21 protein-coding genes are annotated in these 23,316 nt (G+C 75.1%); 9 read left to right on the forward strand and 12 right to left on the reverse strand.

All coding sequences use genetic code 11. The annotated features are described in order from the left end of the window. The first annotated feature begins 1 nt into the window (after nt 1). Nucleotides 2–994: an ABC transporter permease gene (locus Aru02nite_RS18970; protein ID WP_203659452.1), complete on the forward strand. Its 993-nt coding sequence runs from the start codon at nt 2–4 to the stop codon at nt 992–994. After that, the gene (locus Aru02nite_RS18975) at nt 991–2,694 is read left to right on the forward strand and encodes an ABC transporter ATP-binding protein (RefSeq protein WP_203659454.1); all 1,704 of its coding nucleotides are present in this window, start codon (nt 991–993) and stop codon (nt 2,692–2,694) included. Before Aru02nite_RS18970 ends, Aru02nite_RS18975 begins: the two co-directional genes overlap by 4 nt. A 97-nt stretch (nt 2,695–2,791) precedes the next feature. On the opposite strand, the gene Aru02nite_RS18980 is transcribed toward Aru02nite_RS18975, so the two are convergent. The 7 genes from Aru02nite_RS18980 to Aru02nite_RS19010 all read right to left on the reverse strand — a co-directional run bounded on the left by Aru02nite_RS18980 (nt 2,792) and on the right by Aru02nite_RS19010 (nt 11,409). Then, nucleotides 2,792–3,703, reverse strand: coding sequence for an alpha/beta fold hydrolase (locus tag Aru02nite_RS18980; protein WP_203659456.1), 912 nt, complete (start codon nt 3,701–3,703; stop codon nt 2,792–2,794). Continuing rightward, a complete protein-coding gene (locus Aru02nite_RS18985) occupies nt 3,700–4,176 on the reverse strand; it encodes a hypothetical protein (protein ID WP_203659458.1) in 477 nt (158 codons plus the stop codon). The genes Aru02nite_RS18980 and Aru02nite_RS18985 overlap by 4 nt, the downstream gene beginning before the upstream one ends. Nucleotides 4,177–4,203: 27 nt before the next feature. Then, entirely contained in the window at nt 4,204–5,238 is a 1,035-nt protein-coding gene (locus Aru02nite_RS18990; protein ID WP_203659460.1) for a glycosyltransferase family 2 protein, read from the reverse strand. A 90-nt stretch (nt 5,239–5,328) separates the two neighbouring features. Further along, nucleotides 5,329–5,679 carry an STAS domain-containing protein gene (locus Aru02nite_RS18995; RefSeq protein WP_203659462.1) on the reverse strand — a complete coding sequence of 117 codons (351 nt, stop codon included), beginning with the start codon at nt 5,677–5,679 and terminating at the stop codon, nt 5,329–5,331. Next, on the reverse strand, nt 5,676–8,135 hold the full coding sequence (locus Aru02nite_RS19000) for an ATP-binding SpoIIE family protein phosphatase (RefSeq protein WP_203659464.1): 2,460 nt from the start codon (nt 8,133–8,135) through the stop codon (nt 5,676–5,678). The genes Aru02nite_RS18995 and Aru02nite_RS19000 overlap by 4 nt, the downstream gene beginning before the upstream one ends. A 106-nt stretch (nt 8,136–8,241) precedes the next feature. Further along, nucleotides 8,242–10,353, reverse strand: coding sequence for an MMPL family transporter (locus Aru02nite_RS19005; protein ID WP_203659466.1), 2,112 nt, complete (start codon nt 10,351–10,353; stop codon nt 8,242–8,244). A gap of 243 nt (nt 10,354–10,596) precedes the next feature. Next, nucleotides 10,597–11,409: a siderophore-interacting protein gene (locus Aru02nite_RS19010; RefSeq protein ID WP_203659468.1), complete on the reverse strand. Its 813-nt coding sequence runs from the start codon at nt 11,407–11,409 to the stop codon at nt 10,597–10,599. Between the two features lie 134 nt (nt 11,410–11,543). On the opposite strand from Aru02nite_RS19010, the gene Aru02nite_RS19015 reads away from it, so the two are divergent. After that, nucleotides 11,544–11,759 carry a hypothetical protein gene (locus Aru02nite_RS19015; RefSeq protein WP_203659470.1) on the forward strand — a complete coding sequence of 72 codons (216 nt, stop codon included), beginning with the start codon at nt 11,544–11,546 and terminating at the stop codon, nt 11,757–11,759. Nucleotides 11,760–11,789: 30 nt separating this feature from the next. Further along, on the forward strand, nt 11,790–12,911 hold the full coding sequence (locus tag Aru02nite_RS19020; protein WP_203659472.1) for a M20 family metallopeptidase: 1,122 nt from the start codon (nt 11,790–11,792) through the stop codon (nt 12,909–12,911). On the opposite strand, the gene Aru02nite_RS19025 is transcribed toward Aru02nite_RS19020, so the two are convergent. Beyond that, complete coding sequence (locus Aru02nite_RS19025; RefSeq protein ID WP_203659474.1) at nt 12,856–13,395, reverse strand: GNAT family N-acetyltransferase; 540 nt, start codon at nt 13,393–13,395, stop codon at nt 12,856–12,858. The genes Aru02nite_RS19020 and Aru02nite_RS19025 overlap by 56 nt on opposite strands. Before the next feature lie 126 nt (nt 13,396–13,521). Here Aru02nite_RS19025 and Aru02nite_RS19030 point away from each other — a divergent pair, with 126 nt between their 5' ends. Genes Aru02nite_RS19030 through Aru02nite_RS19040 form a run of 3 tightly spaced genes read left to right on the forward strand, consistent with a single transcriptional unit; the run spans nt 13,522 to nt 15,850 of the window. Beyond that, a complete protein-coding gene (locus Aru02nite_RS19030) occupies nt 13,522–13,992 on the forward strand; it encodes a hypothetical protein (protein ID WP_203659476.1) in 471 nt (156 codons plus the stop codon). Nucleotides 13,993–14,030: 38 nt separating this feature from the next. Beyond that, the gene (locus Aru02nite_RS19035) at nt 14,031–14,660 is read left to right on the forward strand and encodes a PadR family transcriptional regulator (RefSeq protein ID WP_203659478.1); all 630 of its coding nucleotides are present in this window, start codon (nt 14,031–14,033) and stop codon (nt 14,658–14,660) included. Next, nucleotides 14,657–15,850, forward strand: a complete 1,194-nt coding sequence (locus Aru02nite_RS19040; RefSeq protein ID WP_203659480.1) for an FAD-dependent oxidoreductase — start codon at nt 14,657–14,659, stop codon at nt 15,848–15,850. Before Aru02nite_RS19035 ends, Aru02nite_RS19040 begins: the two co-directional genes overlap by 4 nt. 40 nt (nt 15,851–15,890) lie before the next feature. On the opposite strand, the gene Aru02nite_RS19045 is transcribed toward Aru02nite_RS19040, so the two are convergent. Then, nucleotides 15,891–19,100 (reverse strand): AfsR/SARP family transcriptional regulator, encoded by a 3,210-nt coding sequence (locus Aru02nite_RS19045; RefSeq protein ID WP_203659482.1) that lies wholly within the window; start codon nt 19,098–19,100, stop codon nt 15,891–15,893. A 67-nt stretch (nt 19,101–19,167) separates the two neighbouring features. Between Aru02nite_RS19045 and Aru02nite_RS19050 the strand changes: the two genes are divergently transcribed. Together Aru02nite_RS19050 and Aru02nite_RS19055 are read left to right on the forward strand one after the other, a co-directional pair. Next, nucleotides 19,168–20,028, forward strand: a complete 861-nt coding sequence (locus Aru02nite_RS19050; protein ID WP_203659484.1) for an NAD(P)-dependent oxidoreductase — start codon at nt 19,168–19,170, stop codon at nt 20,026–20,028. After that, nucleotides 20,025–20,882, forward strand: a complete 858-nt coding sequence (locus Aru02nite_RS19055) for an NAD(P)-dependent oxidoreductase (protein WP_203659486.1) — start codon at nt 20,025–20,027, stop codon at nt 20,880–20,882. The genes Aru02nite_RS19050 and Aru02nite_RS19055 overlap by 4 nt, the downstream gene beginning before the upstream one ends. Here the strand turns inward: Aru02nite_RS19055 and Aru02nite_RS19060 are convergent. The 3 genes from Aru02nite_RS19060 to Aru02nite_RS19070 are packed head-to-tail and all read right to left on the reverse strand — an operon-like array spanning nt 20,866 to nt 23,185. Beyond that, a complete protein-coding gene (locus Aru02nite_RS19060) occupies nt 20,866–21,318 on the reverse strand; it encodes an SCO6045 C-terminal-like domain-containing protein (RefSeq protein WP_203659706.1) in 453 nt (150 codons plus the stop codon). The two genes, Aru02nite_RS19055 and Aru02nite_RS19060, sit on opposite strands and share 17 nt — an antisense overlap. Before the next feature lie 41 nt (nt 21,319–21,359). Then, nucleotides 21,360–22,178, reverse strand: coding sequence for an MbnB/TglH/ChrH family RiPP precursor modification enzyme (locus tag Aru02nite_RS19065; protein ID WP_203659488.1), 819 nt, complete (start codon nt 22,176–22,178; stop codon nt 21,360–21,362). Then, a complete protein-coding gene (locus tag Aru02nite_RS19070) occupies nt 22,175–23,185 on the reverse strand; it encodes a TIGR04222 domain-containing membrane protein (protein WP_203659490.1) in 1,011 nt (336 codons plus the stop codon). The genes Aru02nite_RS19065 and Aru02nite_RS19070 overlap by 4 nt, the downstream gene beginning before the upstream one ends. Nucleotides 23,186–23,316: the final 131 nt, after the last annotated feature.

A 23,316-nucleotide genomic window follows, 5' to 3' on the forward strand; every position in this document is an offset into this window, starting at 1 on the left:
CGTGGCGCGTTACCTTCTCAAGCGGGTGCTCGGCGCGCTCGTGGTGCTGCTGGTGCTGTCCGCCGTCGTCTACCTCATCTTCTACGCGCTGCCCGGAAACCCGGCGCAGCTCGTCTGCGGTCCCAAGACCTGCCAGGCCGACCAGCTGCACCGGATCGAGGTCGGGCTGGGGCTCGACCAACCCATCTGGTTGCAGTACTGGCACTTCCTGGTCGGCATCGTGGCCGGCCGCACGTACTCCGGCGGGCCGGAGGTGATCCACTGCGCGGCGCCGTGCCTGGGCTACTCGTACCAGACGGGGGAGCCGGTGACGGGGCTGCTGCTGGACCGGCTGCCGGTGTCGCTGTCGCTGATCGTGGGCGGGTTCGTGATCTGGGTGACCGTCGGCGTCGCCCTCGGCGTACTGTCCGCGCTGCGTCGCGGGCGCGCGGTGGACCGGATCGCGACCGGCCTGACCCTGGCCGGCAACTCGACGCCGGTGTTCCTGGTGGGCCTGCTGCTGCTCATCGTGTTCTGCGTGTACCTGCGCTGGCTGCCGTTCCCCGGATACCAGGCGCTGACGGTGAATCCGTTGCTGTGGGCGCAGAACCTGATCCTGCCCTGGGTGGCGCTGTCGGTCGTCTCGGCCGCCGTGTACACCCGGCTGACGCGTACGTCGATGCTGGAAACCCTGTCGGAGGACCACATCCGCACGTTCCGGGCGTACGGGCTGCCGGAGCGGCGGGTGATCGGGCGGCATGCGCTGCGCGGCGCGCTCACCCCGCTCATCACGATCGGCACGATCGACCTGGCCACCTCGCTGACCGGTACGACGCTGACGGAGAGCCTGTTCGGCCTGCCCGGTCTCGGCCAGCTCCTCGTCTCCTCGGTACGCAACATCGACCTGCCGGTGGTCGTCGGGGTGACGCTGCTGGCCGGCGCCGTCATCGTCGTCGCGAACGCGGCCGCCGACGTCCTCTACTCGGTGGCCGACCGAAGGGTGGCCCTGGCATGAGTACCGGGAAGACATCGGCCGCCGTCGGTACGGAGTCCACTGTGGACACCCCGGTGGTCTCGGTGGCCGACCTGTCCATCGAGTTCCCTGGCGTACGAGCGGTCGACGGGCTGTCGTTCGAGCTGGCACCCGGCGCGGCGCTCGGGATCGTGGGCGAGTCCGGGTCGGGCAAGAGCGCCACCGCGCTCGCGTTGCTGGGCCTGCACCACGGCACCGGCGCCCGGGTGTCCGGCCGGATCACGGTCGCCGGCACCGAGGTCACCGCCGCCACCCCCGAGCAGGTACGCCGGCTGCGCGGGGCGACCGCCGCGATGGTGTTCCAGGACCCGATGTCCGCGCTCGACCCGTACTTCAGCGTCGGTAGCCAGATCGCCGAGGTATACCGGCTGCACACCGGCGCCACGAAGCAGGCGGCGCGCTCGCGGGCGATCGAGGTGCTCGACCACGTCGGCATCCCGGATGCGGCGCGGCGCGCCGGCGACTTCCCGCACCAGTTCTCGGGCGGGCAGCGGCAGCGCGCGCTGATCGCGATGGCGCTGGCCTGCGAGCCGCGGCTGCTCATCGCCGACGAGCCGACGACCGCGCTGGACGTGACCGTACAGGCGCAGATCCTGGACCTGCTGCACCAGCTGCGGGCCGAGACCGGCATGGCGCTGCTGCTCGTCACGCACGACCTCGGGGTGATCGCCGGCACCGTCGACGACGTCCTCGTCATGCAGCACGGCCGTTCCGTCGAACGCGGCCCGGTCGGCCGGGTGCTCGCCGCGCCCGAGCACCCGTACACTCGGGACCTGCTCGCCGCGGTCCCGCGCATCGACGCGCCCCGGCAGCTGTCCCTCGCCGACCGCCCCACCACCCCGGATCCCCTGGTACGCCTGGTCGACGTGCGGCAGGACTTCCCGGCGGGGCACGGCCTGCTGCCGGGCCGGCGGCGTACGGTGGCCGCGGTCGACGGCGTCACCCTCGACGTACGCCGGGGCGAAACCCTTGGTGTGGTGGGGGAGTCGGGGTCCGGCAAGACCACGCTGGCCCGGATGATGGTGCGGCTGCTGCGGCCGACCGGCGGCCGGGTCGAGTTCGACGGCACCGACATCGGGCAGCTCCCGGACCGGCGGCTCGCACCGTACCGGCGGGACCTGCAGATGGTGTTCCAGGACCCGATCTCCGCGCTCAACCCCCGCCGTACGGTGGGGGAGAGCGTCGCGGATCCGTTGCGCGCGGCCGGAATCCGGGACGAGCGGCGGATCCGCGACACGGTCCGCGACTGGCTGTCCCGGGTCGGCCTCGACCCGGACCGGTACGACGCCTACCCGCACGAGTTCTCCGGCGGGCAGCGGCAGCGGATCGGCATCGCCCGCGCGCTGGTCCGCTCGCCGCGGCTGGTCGTCTGCGACGAGCCGGTGTCCGCGCTCGACGTGTCCACCCAGGCCCAGGTCATCGAACTGCTCGCCGAGCTGCGCGCCGAGTTGGACCTGACGCTGGTGTTCGTCGCGCACGACCTCGCCGTCGTACGCCAGGTGTCGGACCGGGTGGCGGTCATGCACCACGGCCGGCTCGTCGAACTCGCCGACGCGGAGACCGTCTACACCGACCCGCAGCAGACCTACACCCGGGAACTGATCGCCGCGGTGCCGGTGCTCGATCCGGCCCTCGCCGCCGAACGCCGGGCCGAACGCGCCGCCCTCCGCGCCGCCGGCTGACCCTCCACAATGGACGGCCAGCCGGCGCGCCGGCGGCATTGACGGCACCGGGCGTCGGCGTCGGCCGCGCCGGCGGTTCGGGGGAGGCGGCCGATCGTCAGTCCGGCAGGGTGGCGAGGAAGTCGGCGACGAGCGCGGTGACCTCGTCCGGGCGCTGCCAGAGCATCGCGTGGTTGGCGTCCACCCACACCGACCGTACGGCCGGCAGGGCCGCGAGCCGCCACGCCACGTACTCCCGGTATGCGGCGCTCAGCTCCGCGAACGCCTGCTGCTCCGGCAGGTCCCGCGTCGCGGACAGCACCAGCGCGGGGCACGACAGCCCGGCGTACAGCGGGTACGGGTCGGCCTCGGCCAGCACCGTACGCAGCGCGCGCACGGTCGCCGGGCCCGGCCGCAGCCGCGTCCGGCCGTCCCGGGTGTCGACGTTGCGGTGCAGCGCGGCGAGCAACGGCCCCGCCGGCAGTCCGTACGCCTCGGCCACCTGCCGGCGCTGCTCCTCCAGCTGCGCCAGCATCCCGTCCGGCAGTACCTCGGGGGCGCCGTCGGCGAGCGCGGCGAACATGCCGTTCAGCTCGCCGAGGAGCGCCTCGGCGCGGGCCGGGTCCAACCCCGGCACCTGCTCGGTACGGGTCGGCGTCGGGTGGCCGTCCAGGTTGACGATCCCCGCACACCCCGGCGTACGGGCCGCCCAGTGCAGCGCGACGAGCCCGCCGAGCGACATGCCGACCACGGCGGGGGAGCGCAGGTCCAGCGCGCCGGCCAGTTCGGTCAGGTCGTCGCACGCCGCCCCGAAACTCCACGCCGCCGGCCCGTCGTCCGGCCAGCCGTCCGCCGGGCCCGGGTTCGTGGGGCCGTCGGGGGAGGCGCCGTGGCCGCGCAGGTCCACCGCCACCGTCCGGTACCCGGTGAGCCGGGTGCGCAGCGGCTCCCAGTCGGCCAGGTTGCCGCCGGCGCCGTGCAGCAGCAGGACGGGGCGGCCGGCGCCACCGTCGTCGTCGTACGCGATCATGTCGTCCTTCCGGAGAGCTGGTGGAGGCGGTCGCGCACCGAGTCGGTACGCACGCCGCCGTCGGGGTGCCGGTCGAGCTTGTGCCGGGTGACGAGGTCGTGGACGCCCTGCCGGGTGACGCCGAGCATCGCCCCGGCCACCGCGTACGACACGGCGGTGGCGCCGGGGTGGCCGACGCGGTGCGCGACGACCCGGCCGAGCGGGGTGGCCCACCAGTCGAGCGGCGGGTCGAACGCGGTGTCGCCGGGGTACAGCGCGGCGACGAGGCGGGCGGCGGTCATGGTCGCGGCGGCCGGGTCGGCGCCGAGCAGCGTGCCGGCCCAGTCGTCGGCGCCGCGGTGCGCCGCGCGCCGGGCGACCCGTACGGCGGTGTCGTCGAGCAGGATCTCCAGCGGGTCGAGCAGGCGCGCGTCGACGAGCCGGACGAGCTGGTCGCGCAGCTCGTCCCGGCCCGGCAGGTCCCGGGTGGTCATGACAGTGATCGTCAAGTACTTGACGCGCTATGTCAAGTAGCGAATCGGTTCCTCGGCGCGCCTCCGGTGCGCGGGGCAGAGCAGGGCGAGGACGACCAGCCAGCGGCGGGCCAGCACGTACGGCGGGAGCAGCCACGCCGGCCGCAGCGCCCGCGCGAGCAGCGCCGACTCGGCCACGAGCAGCGCGGCCCAGCCCAGCAGTACCACCGGGTCCGCGGTGAGCAGCCCGTACGCGGCGCACACGTCGGCGACCGGCGCGGCGAGCGTCACCAGCCAGACCAGTACCAGGTAGCCGGCCGTACGCCGGGCCGCGCCGCCCGCCGCCCCCGGGCGCAACTGGCGGACGGCGCGCAGGCTGCGCCGCCAGTACCGCCGGTGGTCGGCGAGATGTCCCGCGGCGGTGGCCGGGGGCCGGGTCGTCGCCCCCACGTCCGGCAGGTACTCCACGCGCCACCCCGTACGGGCCAGCGACAGCAACGGATCCGCGCCCGCCGCGTCCGTCAGTGCCGCCTTCCGGTACGCGACGAGCGTGCCCGGCGTGGTCGGCAGCCAGCCGAGCGCGTCGTGGCCGCGCCGGTCGAGCGCCAGCACCGCGTCGTCCACGCGGCGCAGCCGGTACCCGGGCCCGTCCGGTACGGCCGGGGCGCCGCACACCGCACCGACCTCCGGGTCGCCGAGCGGATGCACCAGCCGGCCGAGCGTGTCCGGGCCGAACGCGGTGTGCCCGTCGGTACCCACCACCACGTCGGCGTGCGCGGCGGCCACCCCGGCGTCCACGTCCACCCCGGTCAGTACGGTCACGTCCGGTCGGGCCAGGTCGTCCGCCGCGTGCCCGGGCGCCAGCACGATCACCTCGACCCACGGGTACCGGCCGGTGGTGATCGACCGGACCGCGGCGGCGAGGGTGGCGGGCTCGTCGGCGCCGGCCCGGACCAGCACCGAGACGGCGGGCAGGCCCGGCCCCGGATCCCGCGCCGGCCGCGGCCGGACCAGCGCCGGTACGAGCAGCCGCAGCAGGATCAGCGTGCCGACGGCGGCGAGCACCCACGCCCCGGCGGTCATCGCCGTCCCCGGGGTCCACCGGACGTACCTGCGGCATCGGCCGAACGGAGGAGCCTCACACCCGGATAGTTCGCTGACCGAAGGACCGTGTTACACGGGCTCATCGATCAGCGTGAATACCTCGTCCAGGTTGGTGATGCGCAGCAGGTGACGCAGCGGTGCCGGTACGTGTGCCAGCTCCAGCCGGCCGCCCGCCGCCGCGCGCGTCTTGTGCAGCGCGATCAGCGCGCCCAGTCCGCTGGAGTCGCAGAACGTCACGTCCGTCAGGTCGAGTACCAGGCGGGCCAGGGCGGGGTCGGCGGCCGGCCCCGCCGCCCGGGCCCGGAGTACGTGCGCGGACTGGAAGTCGATCTCGCCGCCCACCGCGAGCCGGAGCCCGTCCGGCAGGTCGCCGGTGCGGAACGTGAGCCCGGCGCCGTCGCCGGAGTACGTGGAGGTCATGGTGCCGCTCCCGTCGCCGCGGGCCGCAGCTCGGCCCAGACCAGTTTGCCGTCCTCGGTGGCGCGGACGCCCCACCGGTGGCTCAACGATTCGACGATCTGCAGGCCGCGGTGCCCCTCGTCGTACGGGCCGGTCGGGATCCGGCGCGGCAGCCGCGGATCGTGGTCGGCCACGTCCACCTGGATCCGGCCGTCCGCCCGGTGCACCCGCAGCCGCGCGTCCGTACCGGCGTGCCGGACCGCGTTGACGACCAGCTCGTCGGCGACCGCCACCGCGTCCGCCACCAGATCCTCCGGTACGTCCCAGGCGCGCAGCGTGTCCGCCACGAACCGGCGCGCGGCCCGCGCGGACCCGGGGCTCGGCGCCAGCCGGCACGCCGCCGTACGCCGGGGTGTCGTCGGCCGCCACCGCGCGAGCAGTACGGCCGTGTCGTCGGACTGTTCGGCGGCGGCGACGAGCCGGTCGACGAGCCGCTCGTCGCTGTCCGCCGGTACGGCGAGCTGCGCGGCGAGCCGGGACAGCCCGTCGACGATGTCCTGCCCGCGCCGTTCGATCAGCCCGTCGGTGAACAGCAGCAGCGCCGCGCCCGCGCCGAACGGCACCCGCCGCTGCACGAACGGCCGCGAGCCGACACCCAGCGGCGGGCCCAACCGGTCGTCCACGTACCGGACGGTGCCGTCGCCGCCGAGTACCGCCGGCGGTACGTGTCCGGCGCTGGCCACGGACAGCGTGTCGGCGAGCGGGTCGTGCACCGCGTACACGCAGGTGGCGAGCTGCGGGACGGGCAGCTGGCCGAGCAGCGTGTCGAGCCGGCGCAGCACCTCGGCCGGGGGCAGGTCGAGCCCCGCGTACGCCCGGACCGCGGTGCGCAGCTGCCCCATCACCGCCGCGGCCTTCATCCCCTTGCCCATCACGTCCCCCACCACCAGCGCGGTACGCCCGGCCGGCAGCGGGATCACGTCCACCCAGTCCCCGCCCACCTGGTACCCGCGGGTCGCGGGCAGGTACCGGGAGGTGAGCGTCATGCCGGGCAGTACCGGCAGGGTGGGTAGCAGGCTGCGCTGGAGTTCGGCCGCGGCGTGCCGCTGCTGGCGGTACAGGCCGGCGTTGTCCATGGCGATCGCGGTCTGCGCGGCGATCCCGACGGCGATCCGTTCGTGCCGGTCGGAGAACCGGCCCGGCTCCGGGTCGCCGAGGAAGAAGCCGCCGATCACCACGCCGGTCGGGCTGATCACCGGCACCGCCAGGTAGCTCACCACCGGCAGGTGCCCCGGCGGCGTCCCCGTGTACGGCGGGTTGTGCCCGTACCGGGGGTCGGTGCGGATGTCGGCGGAGCGCACGACCGCGGTGCCGTCGAACGTCGGCCCGAACACCTGCGTGTTGCGCGGCATCGGGAACCGCTCGAACCGGTCCCGCGGCACCCCGGACAGCGCGTACAGCAGGTACGACTCGCCGTTCTCGTCGGTCACGTTGTAGAAGAACGACCCGAACGCCGCGCCCACCAGCCGCGTCACCGCATCCGTCGCGTACTGGACGAGGGTGTTGAGGTCGAGCACGGCGGACAGCTTGGAGCCGACCGAGTAGAGCGTCTCGACGAGTTCGGCCTCGGCGGTGAGCCGGTGCTGCGAGGTGACCAGCCGGTCCCGGGTACGGCTCAGGTCGGTGACGCTGGACTCCAGCCGCAGCGCCTGTTCCGTCAGCGTCGACTCCATCGCGCCGACCAGCCGCTCCCACGCCAGCCGGCGCTCCACCCGCCCGGTCGGCTCGTCCACCGGCGCGTGCTCCAGCAACCCGAGCTGTACGTTCACCGCGATGCTGTGGAACAGTTCGGCGGTCTGCGCGGTCACCGGCGTACGGCTGAACAGCAGGACGGCGAAGAAGTCGGCACCGGTCAGCGCGCCGCCGAAGCCGACGATGGACCGTACCCGGTGGTCCGCGACGAACGCCTGCTCGGCGACGACCGGGCTGCCGGCCGGGTCCGGCACGTGCAACACCCCGAACCACGACGGCAACCCGACGCCGGTGAGGATGCCGGCCGGATCCAGTCCCAGCTCCCGCAGCAGCGCGGCGACCAGTGGCGCGGTACGGCCGGCGGCGACGTCGGCCAGCGGGATCCGCCGGTACCGGTCGAGCGCCAGGTCCGGTACGTCCCCGGCGGTCCCGGCCAACCCCAGGTACCGGTCGGGCGCGTCGGCGTCGCCGGCCGGTTCGGTCAGGAACAACCGGGCCAGCGCGCAGCTCGGCTCCCCGTCGTCCCCGCCGTGCAGCGCCTTGACCAGGTAGTCGACGACCGCCTGAGCGGCCGAGTGGAGGTCCGGAGCGCCGCGCGCGGCGTGCCGCAGGTCCCGGCCGCACCGTACGGTGTCCGACAGCGAGAACGTCGCCAGGTCGTACCCGCCGGTGGCGTCCAGGGCCGCGGTCGGATCCGGTACGTGCGTCGGTTCCTGCGGTGTCATCCCCGCCCCGATCGTGCCGCGCTACCCGTACCGTGACGGGCCTGTCCACCCACGGTATCTGTCGAGCGGCCTTTCCCGCGTCCCCCGCCGGGTACGGGCATGCACGTCACCGACCGACCCGGCTGGGCTCTCCGGCCGTCTCGACCGACCCGGCCTCCGGCGCCCGGGACAGCTTCCCCGGCCACCAGATGTGCCGCCCGATGTCCAGGTTCAGCGCCGTGACCAGGATCGAGCGCACCACGATCGTGTCCAGCAGGACGCCCAGCGCCACCGCGAACCCGATCTCCGCGAACGCCGTCAGCGGCAGGGTCGCGAGTACCGCGAAGGTGCCGGCGAGGACCAGCCCGGCCGACGTGATCACGCCACCGGTCGCGGCGAGCCCGACCACCGCGGCGCGTCTCGTACCGACCCGGGCGGACTCCTCCCGTACCCGGGTCATCAGGAAGATGTTGTAGTCGATCCCCAGCGCCACCAGGAACACGAACACGAACAGCGGCAGCGACGTGTCCGCGCCGCCGAACCCGAACACGTACCTGAAGACGAGCGCGCTGGCGCCGAGCGCGGCGGCGAACGACAGCACCACGGTGCCGATCAGGATCAGCGGCCCGAGTACCGCGCGCAGCAGCAGCGCCAGGATCACGAACACCACGGCCAGGACGATCGGGATGATCAGGTTCCGGTCCCGGGCGGCGGCCCGCTGCACGTCCAGGTTGATCGCGGTGTTCCCGCCGACCTGCGCGTGCGCGTCCGGTATCGCGTGCACCCGGTCCCGCACCCGGTCGATCGTGTCGTACGCGGCCTGGCTGTCCGGCGCCGACGTCAACGTCCCCTGCAGGTACGCGGTGCCGCCGCGGCTGATCGGCGGGGTGACGGTCGCGGGGTCGATGCCCTGCGTGGTGGCGAACGCGGCGCGTACCGCCGTCGCCCGCGCGCTGTGCGCGACGACCACCACCGGACTGCCCGCGCCGGCCGGGAAGTGCGCGGCGAGCGCCCGTTCACCGGCCACCGAGTCCGGATGCCCCCGGTACGACTCCGCGTTCGTCAGCCCGGTCGCGTCCAGCGTGACCAGTCCGATCGACAGCGTGCCCAGTACGACGGCGGTGGTGATCCAGGTCCAGCGGGGGCGGCGGGCGATCCGGGCGCCGGTCCGTGCCCACAGGCCGCGGCTCGTCGGCTCGGGCGAGCCGTACCGCGGGACGGCCGGCCAGAACACCCAGCGGCCGACGATCACCAGCAGCGCCGGCAGCAGCGTCAGCATCACCGCGAGCGCCACGAAGATGCCGATCGCGGCGACCGGCCCCAGCCCGCGCGTCGAGTTCGTCTCCGCGACCAGCAGGCACAGCATCCCGACGATCACGGTGCAGCCGCTGGCCAGGATCGCCGGCCCGGCCCGGTGCAGCGCCACCGCCATCGCCTCGCGCCGGTCGGTGTGCCGGCGCAACTCCTCCCGGTACCGGGCGATCAGCAGCAACGCGTAGTCGGTGCCGGCCCCGAACACCAGTACGGTCAGGATGCCGGCGCTCTGCGCGTTCACCGTCAGGTGCGCGTACCGCGCCAGCAGGTAGATCACGCCCTGGGCGACCGCCAGCGCCACCCCGGCCGACACCACCGGCAGCAGCCACAACATCGGACTCCGGTACGTCAGCAGCAGGATCACCACGACCACGCCGACCGTCGCGTACAGCAGGGTGCTGTCGATGCCGGAGAACGCCTTGGACGAGTCCGCCGCACTGCCCGCCGGCCCGGTGACGTGCACCGTCATCCCCGCGGCGCCGGCCGTCGCGATCGTACGGATCCGGTCGACCTCGGTGCCAGCCTTCGACCAGCCGTTACTGCCGAGGTTGAGCGGGATCACCGTCTGCGCGGCCTTGCCGTCCCGGGACGGCACCGGCCCGACGACCTTCCCGTCCAGCGAACCGAACCGGCCGAAGGCGCGCGCGTCCGCCGCCGCCTTCACCAGATCCGCCCGGGTCAGCCCGGTCGACCGCGTGTACACGAGGACCGCCGGCAGCGTGTTCGGCGACGAGAACCGGGACTGGACGGCGAGTACCTGGGTGGACTCCGCGCTGCCCGGCAGCCACGACTTCGCCTCGTTCTTCTCGACCCCGGTCAGCTTGCCCGCCATCGAGCCCAGCGCCGCCACCACGACGAGCCAGAACAGTACGACCGCGAACCTGCTCCACTTTCCGGTACCGATGCGCCCGAGCGCACGACTCATGACAGCCCCCCTGGTGCCGTCGCGCGCTCGCCCCCCGCGACCGCGCCAGGGCACCTCCCGGCCATGGTGCGCCCGATGCGTCCCGGTCCCCATCGGCCGTCCGTACGGCCCCACCCGGACCGGCCGCCCGAGGTCACGCCCGGTCCGTCGCCCGGGAGTACCGCCGGCACGGGTCTATCGCCTTCGACCGCGACACACCGGAATCACCCGGTCGACGGACACCCGCGCGGTACCGCCGGGCGGTCAGGCGGCGCCGTTCTCCTCGGCCTCCCGTTCGGCGCGCTTGGCGACCCGGAACGCCTCGTCGTCCATGCCGCGCCGCCAGTACCCGGAGATGGAGACCTGGTCGCGGTCGAGGCCGAGCGTGCCGAACAGGTGGCCGCGCAGCTCCTTCACCATGCCGGCCTCGCCGTGTACGAACACCTGGCCGCGGCCGGTGGGCAGGTCGAGCGCGCGGACCGCGGCGGGCAGCGTGTCGCCCGTACCGCGGTGCAGCCAGCGCACGGTGGTCGCGTCGCCGGTGTCGAGCGGCAGCTCCTCGTCCGGCCCGGCCACCTCGACGAACGCCCACGCCGGTACGCCGGCCGGGACGCGCTCCAGCGCCGCCGCGATCGCCGGCAGGGCCGCCTCGTCACCCACCAGCAGGTGCCAGTCGGCCGCCTGGTCCGGCGCGTACGCCCCACCGGGGCCGAGGAACAGCACCTCGTCGCCCGGCTTGAGCCCGGCGGCCCACGGCCCGGCCAGACCCTCCTCCCCGTGGTACACGAAGTCGAGGACGAGCTCGTCGTCGGTGCACCGCCGCACCGTGTACGTCCGCAGTACCGGCCACTGCTCGCGCGGCAGCTGCTCGCGCGCGCTCGCCATGTCGAACGGCTCGGGGTAGTCCACCCCCGGCCGCCGGAAGATGATCTTCACGTACTGGTCGGAGTACGCGTTCGGCGTGAACTCCGCCAGCTCCGGCCCGCCCGCCACGATCCGTACCAGGTGCGGGGTGAGCCACTCGGTGCGCAGCACCGTCAGGCGCGTGGTGCGCCCGCGCCCGGCCTTCTCGGGCATCCAAGCCTCCGTGCGGTGAGGGGGACGGCCACGAGGCCGCCAGGTGAGGTAAGCCTAACTCCGATCTTGGCGGGCCCGCGAATCTGACCAATCGGCTGATCTGTCCCATCCATGTCCAGTCATAGCCTCAACGGATGATCGATCTGGAGGCCGAGATCCGCCGTTTCGTCCGCGTCCGGTACCAGTCCGTGTTCGACCACGTGCACCGTACCCATGCCCGCCGGCCCGTCCCGATCGTCCGGCAGGCGATCCTCGACGAACTGCGCCGCCTGGGTACGACGCCGCGGATGGAGCTGGTCGACACCGCCGCCGAGTTCATCTCGTCCGGCGGCCGGTTCGAACTGCGCTGACGCCGCGGCCGGCGATGGCAGGATGACGGCGTGGACGAGGCGCTGCTGGCGGACGCGGAGGCGTTGCTCGCCGTGCAGTCCACCGCCGCGTCCCCGCGCGCCCTCCGCCACGCCCTCGACCTGGTACTCGACGTCGTCGGCCCCGGCTTCACCGTCGAACGGTTCACCTCCGGCGACCGCCCCAGCGCCCTCGTGTACCCGCCGGCCCGGCGGCGGCCCGAGTTCCGGGTGATCCTCAACTCCCATCTCGACGTCGTACCGGGGCGGCCGGAGCAGTTCGTGCCGCGCCGCGACGGCGACCGGCTGTACGCCCGGGGCGCGCAGGACATGAAGGTCACCGCGCTCGCCCAGGCGTACGTGTTCCGTGCGCTGGCGCGCGACCTGCCGTACCCGGTGGCGCTGCAACTGGTCACCGACGAGGAGACCGGCGGGTACGACGGGACCGCGCACCAGCTCGCCGCCGGAGTACGCGGGCGGTTCGTGGTGATCGGGGAGCACAGCGGGCTGGCGCTGGTCGTCGAGTCGAAGGGGATCGCCGACGTCACGCTGACGGCGGACGGCCGCGCCGCGCACGGGGCGTACCCGTGGCTGGGGGACAACGCGCTGGTGAAGCTGACCGGCAGCGTGCAGGAACTGCTGCGCCACTACCCGGTGCCGGCCGGCGAGGTCTGGCGCACCACCGTCAACCTGGCCCGGATCGCCACCGACAACACCGCCGTCAACCAGGTCCCCGCGTACGCGGAGGCCCGGCTCGACGTACGGTTCCCGCCGGAGGACCCCGACCTCGCCGGGCGTACGCCGGAGCAGGTGGCGGCGCACCTCGCCGCGCTGTGCACCGACGGCGTACTGGTGCGGGTGGACCGGCTGGACCCGCCGCACCACACCGCCGAGGACCGCGCCGAGGTGGTGGCACTGCGCGCCGCGGCCCGCGCCGAGGGGTACCCGGGTGGCTTCCTGCGCAAGCACGGCGCCGCCGACTCCCGGCACTACGCGGCGCGCGGCGTCGACACGGTCGTGTTCGGCATCGGCGGCGGGGGACAGCACGGGCCCGACGAGTACGCCGACCTGACGACGGTCGCGCCGTACCGGCGGATCCTCACGCGGTTCCTGACGGCTCTGCCGGCAGCGGACGGTCCGCGTACACCAGCATGAGCGTGCCGTCCGCGTTCGTCCGCTTTCCCTGGTACGCCAGGCCGATCCGCTCGGCGACCCGTACCGAGGCCGGGTTGGTCTCGTCGATCCACGCCACCACCGGCTGCGCCGGGTCGACCTCGCCGGCCGCCGCGAGCCCGGCCCGCGCCACCTCCTGCGCGTACCCGTGGCCGCGGGCCGACGTCGCGAACCGGTACGCCAGGTTCCACGTGCCGTCCGGCAGCCGGCGTACACCGCCGAGCCCGATCACCGTCTCCGCGTCGCGCGGCCGGACCGTCCAGTAGCTCAGGCCGTCCGCCCGCCAGCCGTCGACGACCAGCTCCAGGAACGCGCGCGTGGTGCCGATCTCGGTGTGCCGGCCGGCCGGGAAGTGGTGCCAGCCCTCGGGGTCGGCGTGCAGCTCGTACATCGGCGCCAGGTCGTCGTACGACACCGCGCGCAGGTCGAGCCGTTCGGTCCGCAGGTGGGCGTGGGGCGAGGTCACGCCGGCAAACCTAACGCGCGCCGGGCCCGGCCCGTACGCAAGATCTTGGCAAAGTAGTTGACTATGACTAGTTGGTTGTGGATAGTTGGAGTCAACCAGTTGGTTCCGATCCGAGAGGACACCGCGATGACCACCACCGAGAGCCCCGTCCGCATCCCGGCCAACCACACCGCCACCCGGCGGCTCGGGCACTGGACCACCGAGCGCGCGTTCGAGGTGCGGGCCCACCGCGGCACCGCCCTGCTCGACCTGCGGTCACCGCAGATCCCGGCCGGCGACGTCGAGGTCGCCGTCGACCTCGACCACGCGACGCTCAAGCTGCTGCTGCCCGAGGACGCCGTCGTCGACGACTGGAACCTGCGGATCGACGGCCGCGGCAAGGTGAAGGACGCCGCCGGCCCGGCCACGCCCGGCGGCCGCCGCGTCGTACTGACCGGCACGCTGCGGCACGCCGAAGTGCGGATCAACCGCGGCGGCGTCGCCCAGCTCGCCGCCATGTTCACCCGGGAGTACGTGGCGGACCTGCGGCGCGCGCACCGTGAGGGTGGCGTGCCGACCGTCGACGACCCGACCCGGACCGACGACCGTACCGTCTGAGCACGAGTCGGACGGCGCGTCTTTCGGAGGAACGATCGATGGCAACGAAGCGGAAGGTCGGCAACCTGCTCGCCCTGGCGGTGCTGTCCTACCTCAGTCAGCGACCCATGCACCCGTACGAGTTGAGCCGCACGCTGCGGGACAACGACGACGCGCGGAGCATCAAGTACAACCACGGGTCGCTGTACATGGTGGTGGGGCAGCTCGCCAAGGCCGGCTTCATCACCGCGCAGGAGACCCACCGCGAGGGCCAACGCCCCGAACGCACCGTCTACGCGCTGACCGACGCCGGCCGCGCCGAGCTGCGCGACTGGCTGCGCGACCTGGTCGGCGACCCGAAGCACGAGTACCCGCAGTTCGTGGCGGCGCTGTCGCTGATCGGCGCGCTGCCGCCCAGCGAGGTGCTGGCGCTGTTCGCCGAGCGGCTCGACCGCCTCGCCGAGCAGCGGACCGAGATCCGGCGCCTCATCGACGACTCGCTCGCGCAGGGCGTACCGGGGCTGTTCCTCGTGGAGGAGGAGTACCGGCTGGCGCTGCTGGACGCGGAGGTGGAGTTCGTCGGGTCGTTCCGCGACCGGATCACCGACCCGGCCACCGAGTGGGGCCGGACCTGGGCGGAGTTCCACCACGAGCCCGCCCCCGCAGCCGAAGGGCACGAGAAGACATGACCGAGACCTCCACGGCCGTCGTGGTCGGTGGCGGCATCGCCGGGCCGGTGACGGCGATGGCGTTGCAGCGGGCCGGCATCGAGGCCACCGTGTACGAGGCGTACGACTCGACCGCCGACGGTGTCGGCGCCATGCTCAGCATCGCCCCGAACGGGCAGGCCGCGCTGGACGTCCTCGCCGCCGGGCACGTACTCGACGGCATCGCCCGGCCGATGACCGCGATGGCCATCCGCAGCTGGACCGGCAAGAACCTGGCCGACCTGCGGATGCCGTCCGGCCTGCCACCGCAACGCGTCGTCGCGCGCAGCGACCTCTACCGCGCCCTGTACGACGAGGCCACCGCGCGCGGCATCCGCGTCGAGCACGGCAGGCGACTCGTCGGGCTGGCCGACAGCGGCAGCGCGGTGACCGCCACGTTCGCCGACGGGACCACCGCGACCGGCGACATCCTCGTCGGCGCGGACGGCATCCGGTCCACCACCCGCGGCCTCATCGACCCGGCCGCCCCCACCCCGCGGTACGGCGGGCTGCTCAACTTCGGCGCGTACGTCACCGACGCCGGGCCGTCCACGCACGGCGCGATGCACATGGTGTTCGGCCGCCGCGCGTTCTGCGGCTACCAGGCGTACGACGACGGCACCGGCGGCTGGTTCGTGAACCTGCCGCACGAGTACCTGTCGCTGGCCGAGCAGCGCGCCGTGCCCGCCGAACGCTGGCTGGCCGAGCTGCGCGAGACGTTCCGCGGGGACCGTACCCGGGCGCCCGACCTGCTCGCCCGCACCGACCCCGCCGACCTGCTGCTCGTCGGCCCCGTCGAGGACCTGCCCCGGGTACCGACCTGGCACCGCGGCCGGGTCGTCCTCGTCGGCGACGCCGCGCACGCCACCTCGCCGAGTTCCGGGCAGGGCGCGTCGCTCGCCGTCGAGTCCGCCGTCCAGCTCGGCCGCTGCCTGCGCGACCTGCCGCCCGGCCCCGCCTTCACCGCGTACGAGACGCTGCGGCGGGAACGCGTCGAGCGCATCATCGCGATGGGCGCCCGTACCAACTCCGACAAGGCCGCCGGCCCGGTGGCCCGGGTGCTGCGCGACCTGCTCATGCCGGTCGCGATGCGCGCGTTCGCCAAGCCCGAGAAGATGGCCTGGCAGTACGGCTACCGCATCGACTGGGACGCCCCCGCCCTCGCCGCCTGACCGCCCGGTCACGCCTCCGCCGCCCGCATCGCTTGTGGTGTCAGGGGATCCGGTCGCTGGCGCGGTTCGTGTCGCTTGTCGTGTCGGGGGATCGACTCGCGCCCGCGCTCGCGCTCTCGCCCGAGTTGCCGGGGACGTCCGCACCGTCGCCGGCCGCGACCGGTCCGGGCGAGCCGGGTGCCACACCGGCACCGGGCGCACCGCTCGCTGTGCCGGTGGCGTACGCGGTGGTGAAGGTGGCGGGGGTGAGGGCGGCGCGGGCGGCGGCGGTGATGCGGTCGACGTCGCCGCGTTCGGCGGGTGGGAGCGGCGCGCCGACGGACTCGCGGGCGTACGCGGCGGCGCCGAGGAGTTCGGCGGCGTGCCGCGGGTCGCCGGCGAGTACCGCGGCACCGGCCAGCCCCTCGTACGCGAGGGCGACGGCGCGCGGGTCACCGGTGCGGCGCGCGTACCGGAGGCTCTCTGCGTGGCGGGCGCGGGCGGTGCTGGCGTCGCCGCGGTGCTCGGCGACGAAGCCGAGTTCGGCGAGGATCAGCGTGGTGCCGGGGTGTCCGTCGAGGTCACGGCACCAGTCGAGCCAGCGGGTGAGGTGCCGTTCGGCGTCGTCGAGGCGGCCCTGGCGGCGGGCGGTCATGCCGAGCCCGACCTCGGCGAACTGCACGCCGCGCTGGTGGGACTGTTCGGCGGCGAGCCGCATCGCGGTGCCGTGCAGCGCCGCCGAGCCGTCGAGGTCGCCGGCCAGCAGCGCGAGCCGGCCGAGCCCCGCCACCTGGTACGACTCCTCGATGGTGAGGCCCAGCTCCCGTGCGTGCCGCAGCGACCGGCGGCGCAGCTCCCCGGCGCGTGCGTGGTCGCCGGCGATCTCCGCGAACGAGGCGAGCAGCTCGCCGGAACGGATCAGTCCCCAGCCGTCGCCCAGCTCGGCGAACAGCGCGGCCGAGCGTTCGGCGGCGCGGCGGGCGCCGGGCAGGTCGCCGGTCGGCAGGATCTGCGAGGCCCGGCTGGTGAGCGCCGCGGCCGTGCCCCAGCGGTCGCCGGCCGCCTCGAACCACGCCGCGGCCCGCCCGATCCGTCGCTCGCTCTCGGCCGGGTCGCCGGCCCCCACCGCGGCCATCGCCAGGAACCACTCCGCGTACGCCCGGTCCCGGCCGGCGGGCAGCGCCGCCACCGCCCGTTCCGCCGGGCCGAGCAGGCCAGTACCGTCGCCGAGGAGTACGGCGACGACGGCCCGGATCGCCGCCACCGCAAGCCTTTCCGTACCCGGGGTGGCCGGGACGGCGAGGGCGGCGGACAGCGCGCGGTGCGCCTCGCCGAGCCGCCCGCGCAGGAACCAGTACCACCACAGGGCCCGGACCATCCGGTACGCGTCGGCCGCGGCGCCGCGGTCGACGGCGTGGTCGAGCGCGGCGCGCAGGTTCGGCGTCTCCGCGTCGAGGGTGGCCAGCCAGCGGCGCTGGTCGGCGCCGCGCAGCAGCGGGTCGGCGCGCTCGGCCAGCGCCAGGTACCACTCCCGGTGGGCGAGCCGGGCGGCCGGCCCGTCACCCGACTCCGCCAACCGGTCCGTCGCGTACGCCGCGACCGACTCCAGCATCCGGTAACGCCCGTCCGGTGCGGCGACCACCAGCGACCGCTCCACCAGCCCGGCCAGCATCCCCGGTACGTCCGCGGCGGTGACCGCGCCGCCGGCGCCGATCCGTACGGCGGCGGGCAGGGTCCAGCCGCCCGCGGTGACCGCGAGCCGGCGCAGGAGTACGCGGTCCGGGTCGGCGAGCAGGTCCCAGCTCCAGTCGAGCATCGCGCGCAGGCTGTGGTGCCGCGCCGGGGTGCCGCGCCGGCCGTCGAGCAGCCGGAACCGGTCGTCGAGCCGGGCCGCCAGCTCGCCCGGACCGAACGCGGCGAGCCGCGGCGCGGCCAGCTCCAACGCCAGCGGTACGCCGTCGAGCCGGGCGCAGATCGCCGCCACCGCGGGGTCCGCCGGGTCCACGAGCGCCCCGGCCGCAGCGGCCCGCTCCACGAACAGCCGTACCGCGTCGGCGGGCGGCAGCGGGCCGACGGCGTACCGGATCTCGCCGGGGATGCCGAGCGGCGCCTGACCGGTCGCCAGGACGCGCAGCCCCGGCGCGGCCCGGAGCAGGTGGTCGGCCAGCTCCGCGGCGGGCGCCAGTACGTGTTCGCAGTTGTCGAGGACGAGCAGGGCGCGGCGGGCGCGGACGGCGGCGGCGAGCCGGTCGGGCAGCGCGCCACCACCCGCGTCCCGTACGCCGAGGGCCGCCGCGACGGCCTCCGCGACCCCGCCCGGGTCGGCCGACGTTCCGGTGAGGTCCACCAACCACACCCCGTCCGGTACGTCCGCGGCGAGGGCGGTGGCGGCGGCGAGCGCCAGCCGGGTCTTGCCCACCCCGCCCGGCCCCGTCAGGGTGACGAGCCGGGCGGCGCCGAGCCGGTCGACGACCTCGCGTACCGCGTCGTCCCGGCCGACCAGCGCGGTCAGCGGCACGGGCAGCGGCGTACCGGTGGGGCGCGGCGGGTCCAGCGTCGGGTCCTGGCGCAGGATCGCCCGGTGCAGCGCGACGAGCCGCGGCCCCGGATCGGTACCCAGCTCGTCGGCCAGCCGGGCGCGCAGCCCCGCGTACGACGTCAGCGCCTCGGCGACGCGGCCGGACCGGTAGAGCGCGCGCAGCGACAGTTCGTGCAGCCGTTCCCGCAGCGGGTACGCGGCGGTCAGGTCCGCGAGGTCGACCGGCTCGCCCAGCTCCAGCCGTGCCTCGGCCAGGTCCTCGGTCGCCGCCAGCCGGGCCTCGGTGAGCCGCTGGATCTCGGCCCGCGCGTACGGTTCGTCCGCGACGTCCGCGTACGCCTCGCCGCGCCACACCTCCAGCGCCGCGGCCAGCCCGGCCGCCCGGGTCGCCGGATCGGTCGCCTGCCGGGCGGCCGCCACCGCGGCGGTGAACCGGTCCGCGTCCAGCTCGCCGTCCGCCAGCCGCAACGCGTACCCGGCCGGGCCGTAGCGGACGAGGTCGCGGTCGCCGAGCGCGCGGCGCAGCTGCGACACCTTCGCCTGGAGCGCGGCGGTCGGGTTGCCCGGCGCGGCGTCACCCCACAGGTCGGCGACGAGCCGGTCGGGCGGCACCGGACGCCCCGCGTACCGGAGGAGGTCGGTGAGGAGGGCACGGACCTTGGCGCCCGGTACGGGAACCGGAACGCCGGCGTCGGTCCACACCGCCAGCGGCCCGAGCACCCCGTATCGCACGCCGGCAACGGTAGCCGGTCAGCCGATCGGCAGCCGACGGTAAGTGGTGGGCCGCACCGTGGCGGGCATGACGAACAACCCACCGGTCACGGTGCTCGGGCTCGGCGCGATGGGGCGGGCGCTGGCCCGTACGCTGCTCGCCGCCGGACACCCGACCACCGTCTGGAACCGCACCCCCGGCAAGGACGACGAGCTGGTCGCCGCCGGCGCCGTCCGCGCCGCCACGGTCGCCGACGCCGTCGCCGCGCACCGGATCGTGCTGGCCTGCCTGCTCACCAACGACACCGTCGACGAGGTACTCACCGGCGTACCGCTGGACGGGAGGATCCTCGTCAACCTCACCAACGGCACGCCCGCGCAGGCCCGCGCGCTCGCCACCGCGTACGGGCCGGACCGCTACCTGGACGGCGGGATCATGGCCGTGCCGCCGACCATCGGCGGGCCGCACGCGTTCGTGCTGTACAGCGGCTCGGCCCCGGCGTACGACGAGGCGCGGCCGGCGCTGGAGACGTTCGGCGAGGCGCGCTACCTGGGTGCCGACCCCGGCCTCGCCGCGCTGCACGACATCGCCCTGCTGTCCGGCATGTACGGCATGGTCGGCGGCGTCCTGCACGCCCTCGCCCTCGTACGCGCCGCCGGGGTGTCCGCGACCGGGTTCGCCCCGCTGCTCACCCGCTGGCTCACCGCGATGGCCGGCGGCGTCGGCCGGTACGCGGCGCAGCTCGACGCCGGCGAGTACGGGCGCGACGTGGTGTCGAACCTCGGCATGCAGGCCGCCGCCTGGGACAACCTCACCGACACGGCCCGCGCGGAGGGCGTCGACCCGCGGCTGCTCGCCCCGCTCGGTGACCTGATGCGGCGCCGCGCCGCCGACCACCCGGACGAGGACCTCACCGGCATCGTCGAACTGTTGAAGGAGACCGCATGAGCACGCCCGTCACCGTCCTCGGACTGGGCCCGATGGGTCGCGGGATGGCCCGCGCACTGCTGGCCGCCGGCCACCCGACGACCGTCTGGAACCGTACGCCGGGCCGCGCCGACGAGCTCGTCACCGCCGGTGCCGTACCGGCCGGGAGTCCCGGTGCGGCGGTCGCGGCGAGCCCGCTGACCATCCTCAGCCTCACCGACTACCAGGCGATGTACGACATCCTCGGCGACGTCGACCTCGCCGGCCGGGTGCTCGTCAACCTCAGCTCCGACACCCCGGAACGCACGCGCGAGGCCGCGACGTGGGCGGCCGGCCGCGGCGCCCGGTTCGTCGCCGGCGGTGTCATGGTGCCCGCCCCGCTCCTCGGCACCGACGCCGCGTACGTCTACTACTCGGGCGACGAGGCCGCGTTCGACGAGTACGCGGGGGTGCTGGCGCGGATCGGTCGGCCGCACCGGCTCGGCCCCGACCCCGCCCTCGCCCAGCTGTACTACCAGGCGAACCTCGACATGTTCCTCACCGCGCTCGCCGGGTACCTGCACGCGACGGCGCTGGTCGGCAGCGCCGGGGTGAGCGCCGCCGAGTTCGCGCCGTGGGCGGCGGACCTGTTCGACTCGCTGTCCGCGTACCTGCCGGCGGCGGCCGGGCACATCGACAGCGGCGAGCACCCGGGGACGTTGAGTACCGTCCGGATGATGGGGGCGACGGCCGACCACGTCGTCGGCGCCAGCGACGCCGCCGGCCTCCACACCGGCCTGCCCGCCGCCGTCCGCGACCTGTACGACCGGGCCGTCGCCGCAGGTCACGCCACGGACAACTGGACCAGCTTGATCGACGTCATCCGGACACCCTGACCCGCCCGAACGCCTGCACGGCGACGGCGCCGCCGACCCGGCGTACCGCGGGGAGGCGGCGCCGGCGTGGCGCGGACTCCCCGTCGTACCGGGCGGTGGCCTCGCGGGCGGCCAGTTCGGCGGCAGCCGGCGGGGGCAACGTGCCGGCCGTGGCCAGCTCGCGCGCCAGGTCCCAGCCGTCCCGCAGCGCGCCCGCCGGCACCCGGCCGTCCGCCCACTGTGCGAACGTCGCCGCGAAGTCCGGACACGACCCGGCCAGCAGCGGCCACACCCGGCGTACCTCGCCGGATCGCTTGCGCAGCAACGCCCGGCGGGCCACCCCGAGGTCGTCGGCGTCGAACCCGGCCGGCACCGTACCGCCGGCGACCAGTGCCGCGACCAGCTCCGCCTGCCGCGCCGCCAACTCCGCCCGCGCATCGGGTGCCGGCTCGCCCATCCGCCGATCCGGGCGCGGCGGCGGGTCGGGGACCGCTGCGTTCATCCGGTGATCCGGGGGTACCCGGCGGCGTCGGCCAGCGCGTCGAGTTCGCGGCGCAGCTCGGCGGCGGGCGGGTAGTGGCCGTCGCGTTCGAGCATCAGGGCCGGCGGGCGCCGCCGCGCGCACAGGGCCGCCACCAGCTCGTACACCTCCGGCGGGGTCGGGTCGGTGTGCGTGTCGTGGTACCGGCCGTCGTGCTCGGACCCGCCGGCCACGTGCACGTACGCGACGCGGTCGAGGGGGAGGCGGTCGAGCAGCGCGGCTGGATCCTGGCCGCGGTTGCGGGCGTTGGCGTACACGTTGGCGAGGTCGAGGAGCAGCAGCGCGCCGGTCCGGTCGAGCAGCTCGGTCAGGAAGTCCGCCTCCTCGTACTCCGCGTCGGGCCAGTCGAACAGCGCCGCGATCGGCTCCAACGCCAGCGGTACGGGCAGCTCGGCCTGCGTGGCGCGGACGTTGGCGACGAGTACGGCGAGGGAGTCCCGGGTACGCGGGACGGGCAGCAGGTGGCCGGCCTCGACGCCACCGCCGCGGACGAACGCGACATGCTCGCTGACCAGCGGCGCGGACAGCGCGTCGGCGGCGGCGGCGAGCCGGGCCACCCGCGCCGGGTCGACAGGGTCGGCGCCGCCCAGGGACAGCCGGGTGCCGTGCGGGACGACGGTGACGTCGCGGTCGCGGAGCGCGGCGAGCAGCGCGGGCGGACCGTCCGGCGGCAGCGACTCGGCGACCACCTCGGTGAACCGCAGACCGGGCAGATCCCGTACCACGCCGGCGATCTCGGGCCGCCAGCCGATGCCGACCCCCAGCTCCGGCATCATCCGCCGCACCCCCCGCATCCGCCGCCGCCACAGCCACCACCACCGCAGCCGTGCCCGCCACATCCGTGGCCCCCGGCGTCACCGCCGCCGCACCCGCCGCCGAGACCGCTGGTGAACAGCGCGCCGGACGCCGCCGCGGTGCCCGCCGCGTACCCGGTGGCCGGCTTGGGCCGGAACGCCCGCCGCATCACCGCATCCTTGCGTACCGGCAGGTGGGCGGCGAGGTCGGGATCGGCGACGGCCACCGCCTCGTGGCCGTACAGGGCGACGCTGAGCGCCGCGCCGGCCGGCCCGTACGTCCGCCAGCTCGGGCGCATCCCCGGCGCGAGGTCCCCGTGCCGGGCGCGCAGCCGCCGCAGGACAGCGCTGCGGTGCCCGTGCCCGCCACGTACGCGGGGGGCGACGAGGATCGTGAGGACGACCGTGCCGACGATCTCGACCAGCATCAGCAGCTTCAGGTAGAGCGCCTGCTCGGGCGTGCCGGTGCCGGCGACCAGCCGGGCCACCCCGAGCGCGAGGACCGGCAGCGCGACCAGCCACGCGTACCGGCGCCAGCGCGGCACCGCCTGCGGCGTCAGGCCCAACCGGCCGACCCGCGCGGCGACCGCGTCCAGCTCGTCCACGATCCGCCGGTGCGCCCGCAGGTACCGCTGGTGCCGCCCGTCGCCCGCCGCCGCGTGCACCCGTACGGACAGCCGGGGCAGGTCGTCGGGCAGCGGCACCGGCCGCGCGGCGAGCGCACCGTCGGCGCGCACGTCCAGCGCGTCCACCGCCCGCAGCGCCGCGCACGCGGCCAGCACCACCAGATCCCGCCCCGCGTTCAGGTACGCCACCTCCAGCGGCGCCCCGTCCAGCCGCGCCACCACACCGTCCATGGTGGACAGACGCTCCGGTACGACCCGGCGCAGCAGCGCCACGCCCGCCGTCGACACCACGACCAGCACCACGTACGCCACCAGGAACGCGCCGTCCCCGATCCGCCACGCGCCATCCGCGAACCCCTGCACCGCGCCACCTCCGCCCGGCTCACCGCTCCGCCGTGGTACGCCCCGTCGCCATCGTCGCCGACCCGGGCCACCCCGACCACAGCGTCCCGCAGCCGGCCGGGGACCAGTCCCCACCAGTACCGGAAAGGCAG

The sequence above is a fragment of the Actinocatenispora rupis genome, assembly GCF_016861975.1.
GTDB lineage: Bacteria > Actinomycetota > Actinomycetes > Mycobacteriales > Micromonosporaceae > Actinocatenispora > Actinocatenispora rupis.

What these genes read in the sequence shown, in the direction of transcription:
- Aru02nite_RS19035 (WP_203659478.1), top strand. Translation starts at nt 14,031, where the DNA reads ATGGCAACGAAGCGGAAGGTCGGCAACCTGCTCGCCCTGGCGGTGCTG.
- Aru02nite_RS18985 (WP_203659458.1), bottom strand. Translation starts at nt 4,176, where the DNA reads ATGACCACCCGGGACCTGCCGGGCCGGGACGAGCTGCGCGACCAGCTC.
- Aru02nite_RS18990 (WP_203659460.1), bottom strand. Translation starts at nt 5,238, where the DNA reads ATGACCGCCGGGGCGTGGGTGCTCGCCGCCGTCGGCACGCTGATCCTG.
- Aru02nite_RS19040 (WP_203659480.1), top strand. Translation starts at nt 14,657, where the DNA reads ATGACCGAGACCTCCACGGCCGTCGTGGTCGGTGGCGGCATCGCCGGG.
- Aru02nite_RS19000 (WP_203659464.1), bottom strand. Translation starts at nt 8,135, where the DNA reads ATGACACCGCAGGAACCGACGCACGTACCGGATCCGACCGCGGCCCTG.
- Aru02nite_RS18995 (WP_203659462.1), bottom strand. Translation starts at nt 5,679, where the DNA reads ATGACCTCCACGTACTCCGGCGACGGCGCCGGGCTCACGTTCCGCACC.
- Aru02nite_RS19030 (WP_203659476.1), top strand. Translation starts at nt 13,522, where the DNA reads ATGACCACCACCGAGAGCCCCGTCCGCATCCCGGCCAACCACACCGCC.
- Aru02nite_RS19060 (WP_203659706.1), bottom strand. Translation starts at nt 21,318, where the DNA reads ATGGGCGAGCCGGCACCCGATGCGCGGGCGGAGTTGGCGGCGCGGCAG.
- Aru02nite_RS19065 (WP_203659488.1), bottom strand. Translation starts at nt 22,178, where the DNA reads ATGATGCCGGAGCTGGGGGTCGGCATCGGCTGGCGGCCCGAGATCGCC.
- Aru02nite_RS19010 (WP_203659468.1), bottom strand. Translation starts at nt 11,409, where the DNA reads ATGCCCGAGAAGGCCGGGCGCGGGCGCACCACGCGCCTGACGGTGCTG.
- Aru02nite_RS18975 (WP_203659454.1), top strand. Translation starts at nt 991, where the DNA reads ATGAGTACCGGGAAGACATCGGCCGCCGTCGGTACGGAGTCCACTGTG.
- Aru02nite_RS18980 (WP_203659456.1), bottom strand. Translation starts at nt 3,703, where the DNA reads ATGATCGCGTACGACGACGACGGTGGCGCCGGCCGCCCCGTCCTGCTG.
- Aru02nite_RS19050 (WP_203659484.1), top strand. Translation starts at nt 19,168, where the DNA reads ATGACGAACAACCCACCGGTCACGGTGCTCGGGCTCGGCGCGATGGGG.
- Aru02nite_RS19055 (WP_203659486.1), top strand. Translation starts at nt 20,025, where the DNA reads ATGAGCACGCCCGTCACCGTCCTCGGACTGGGCCCGATGGGTCGCGGG.
- Aru02nite_RS19015 (WP_203659470.1), top strand. Translation starts at nt 11,544, where the DNA reads ATGATCGATCTGGAGGCCGAGATCCGCCGTTTCGTCCGCGTCCGGTAC.
- Aru02nite_RS19005 (WP_203659466.1), bottom strand. Translation starts at nt 10,353, where the DNA reads ATGAGTCGTGCGCTCGGGCGCATCGGTACCGGAAAGTGGAGCAGGTTC.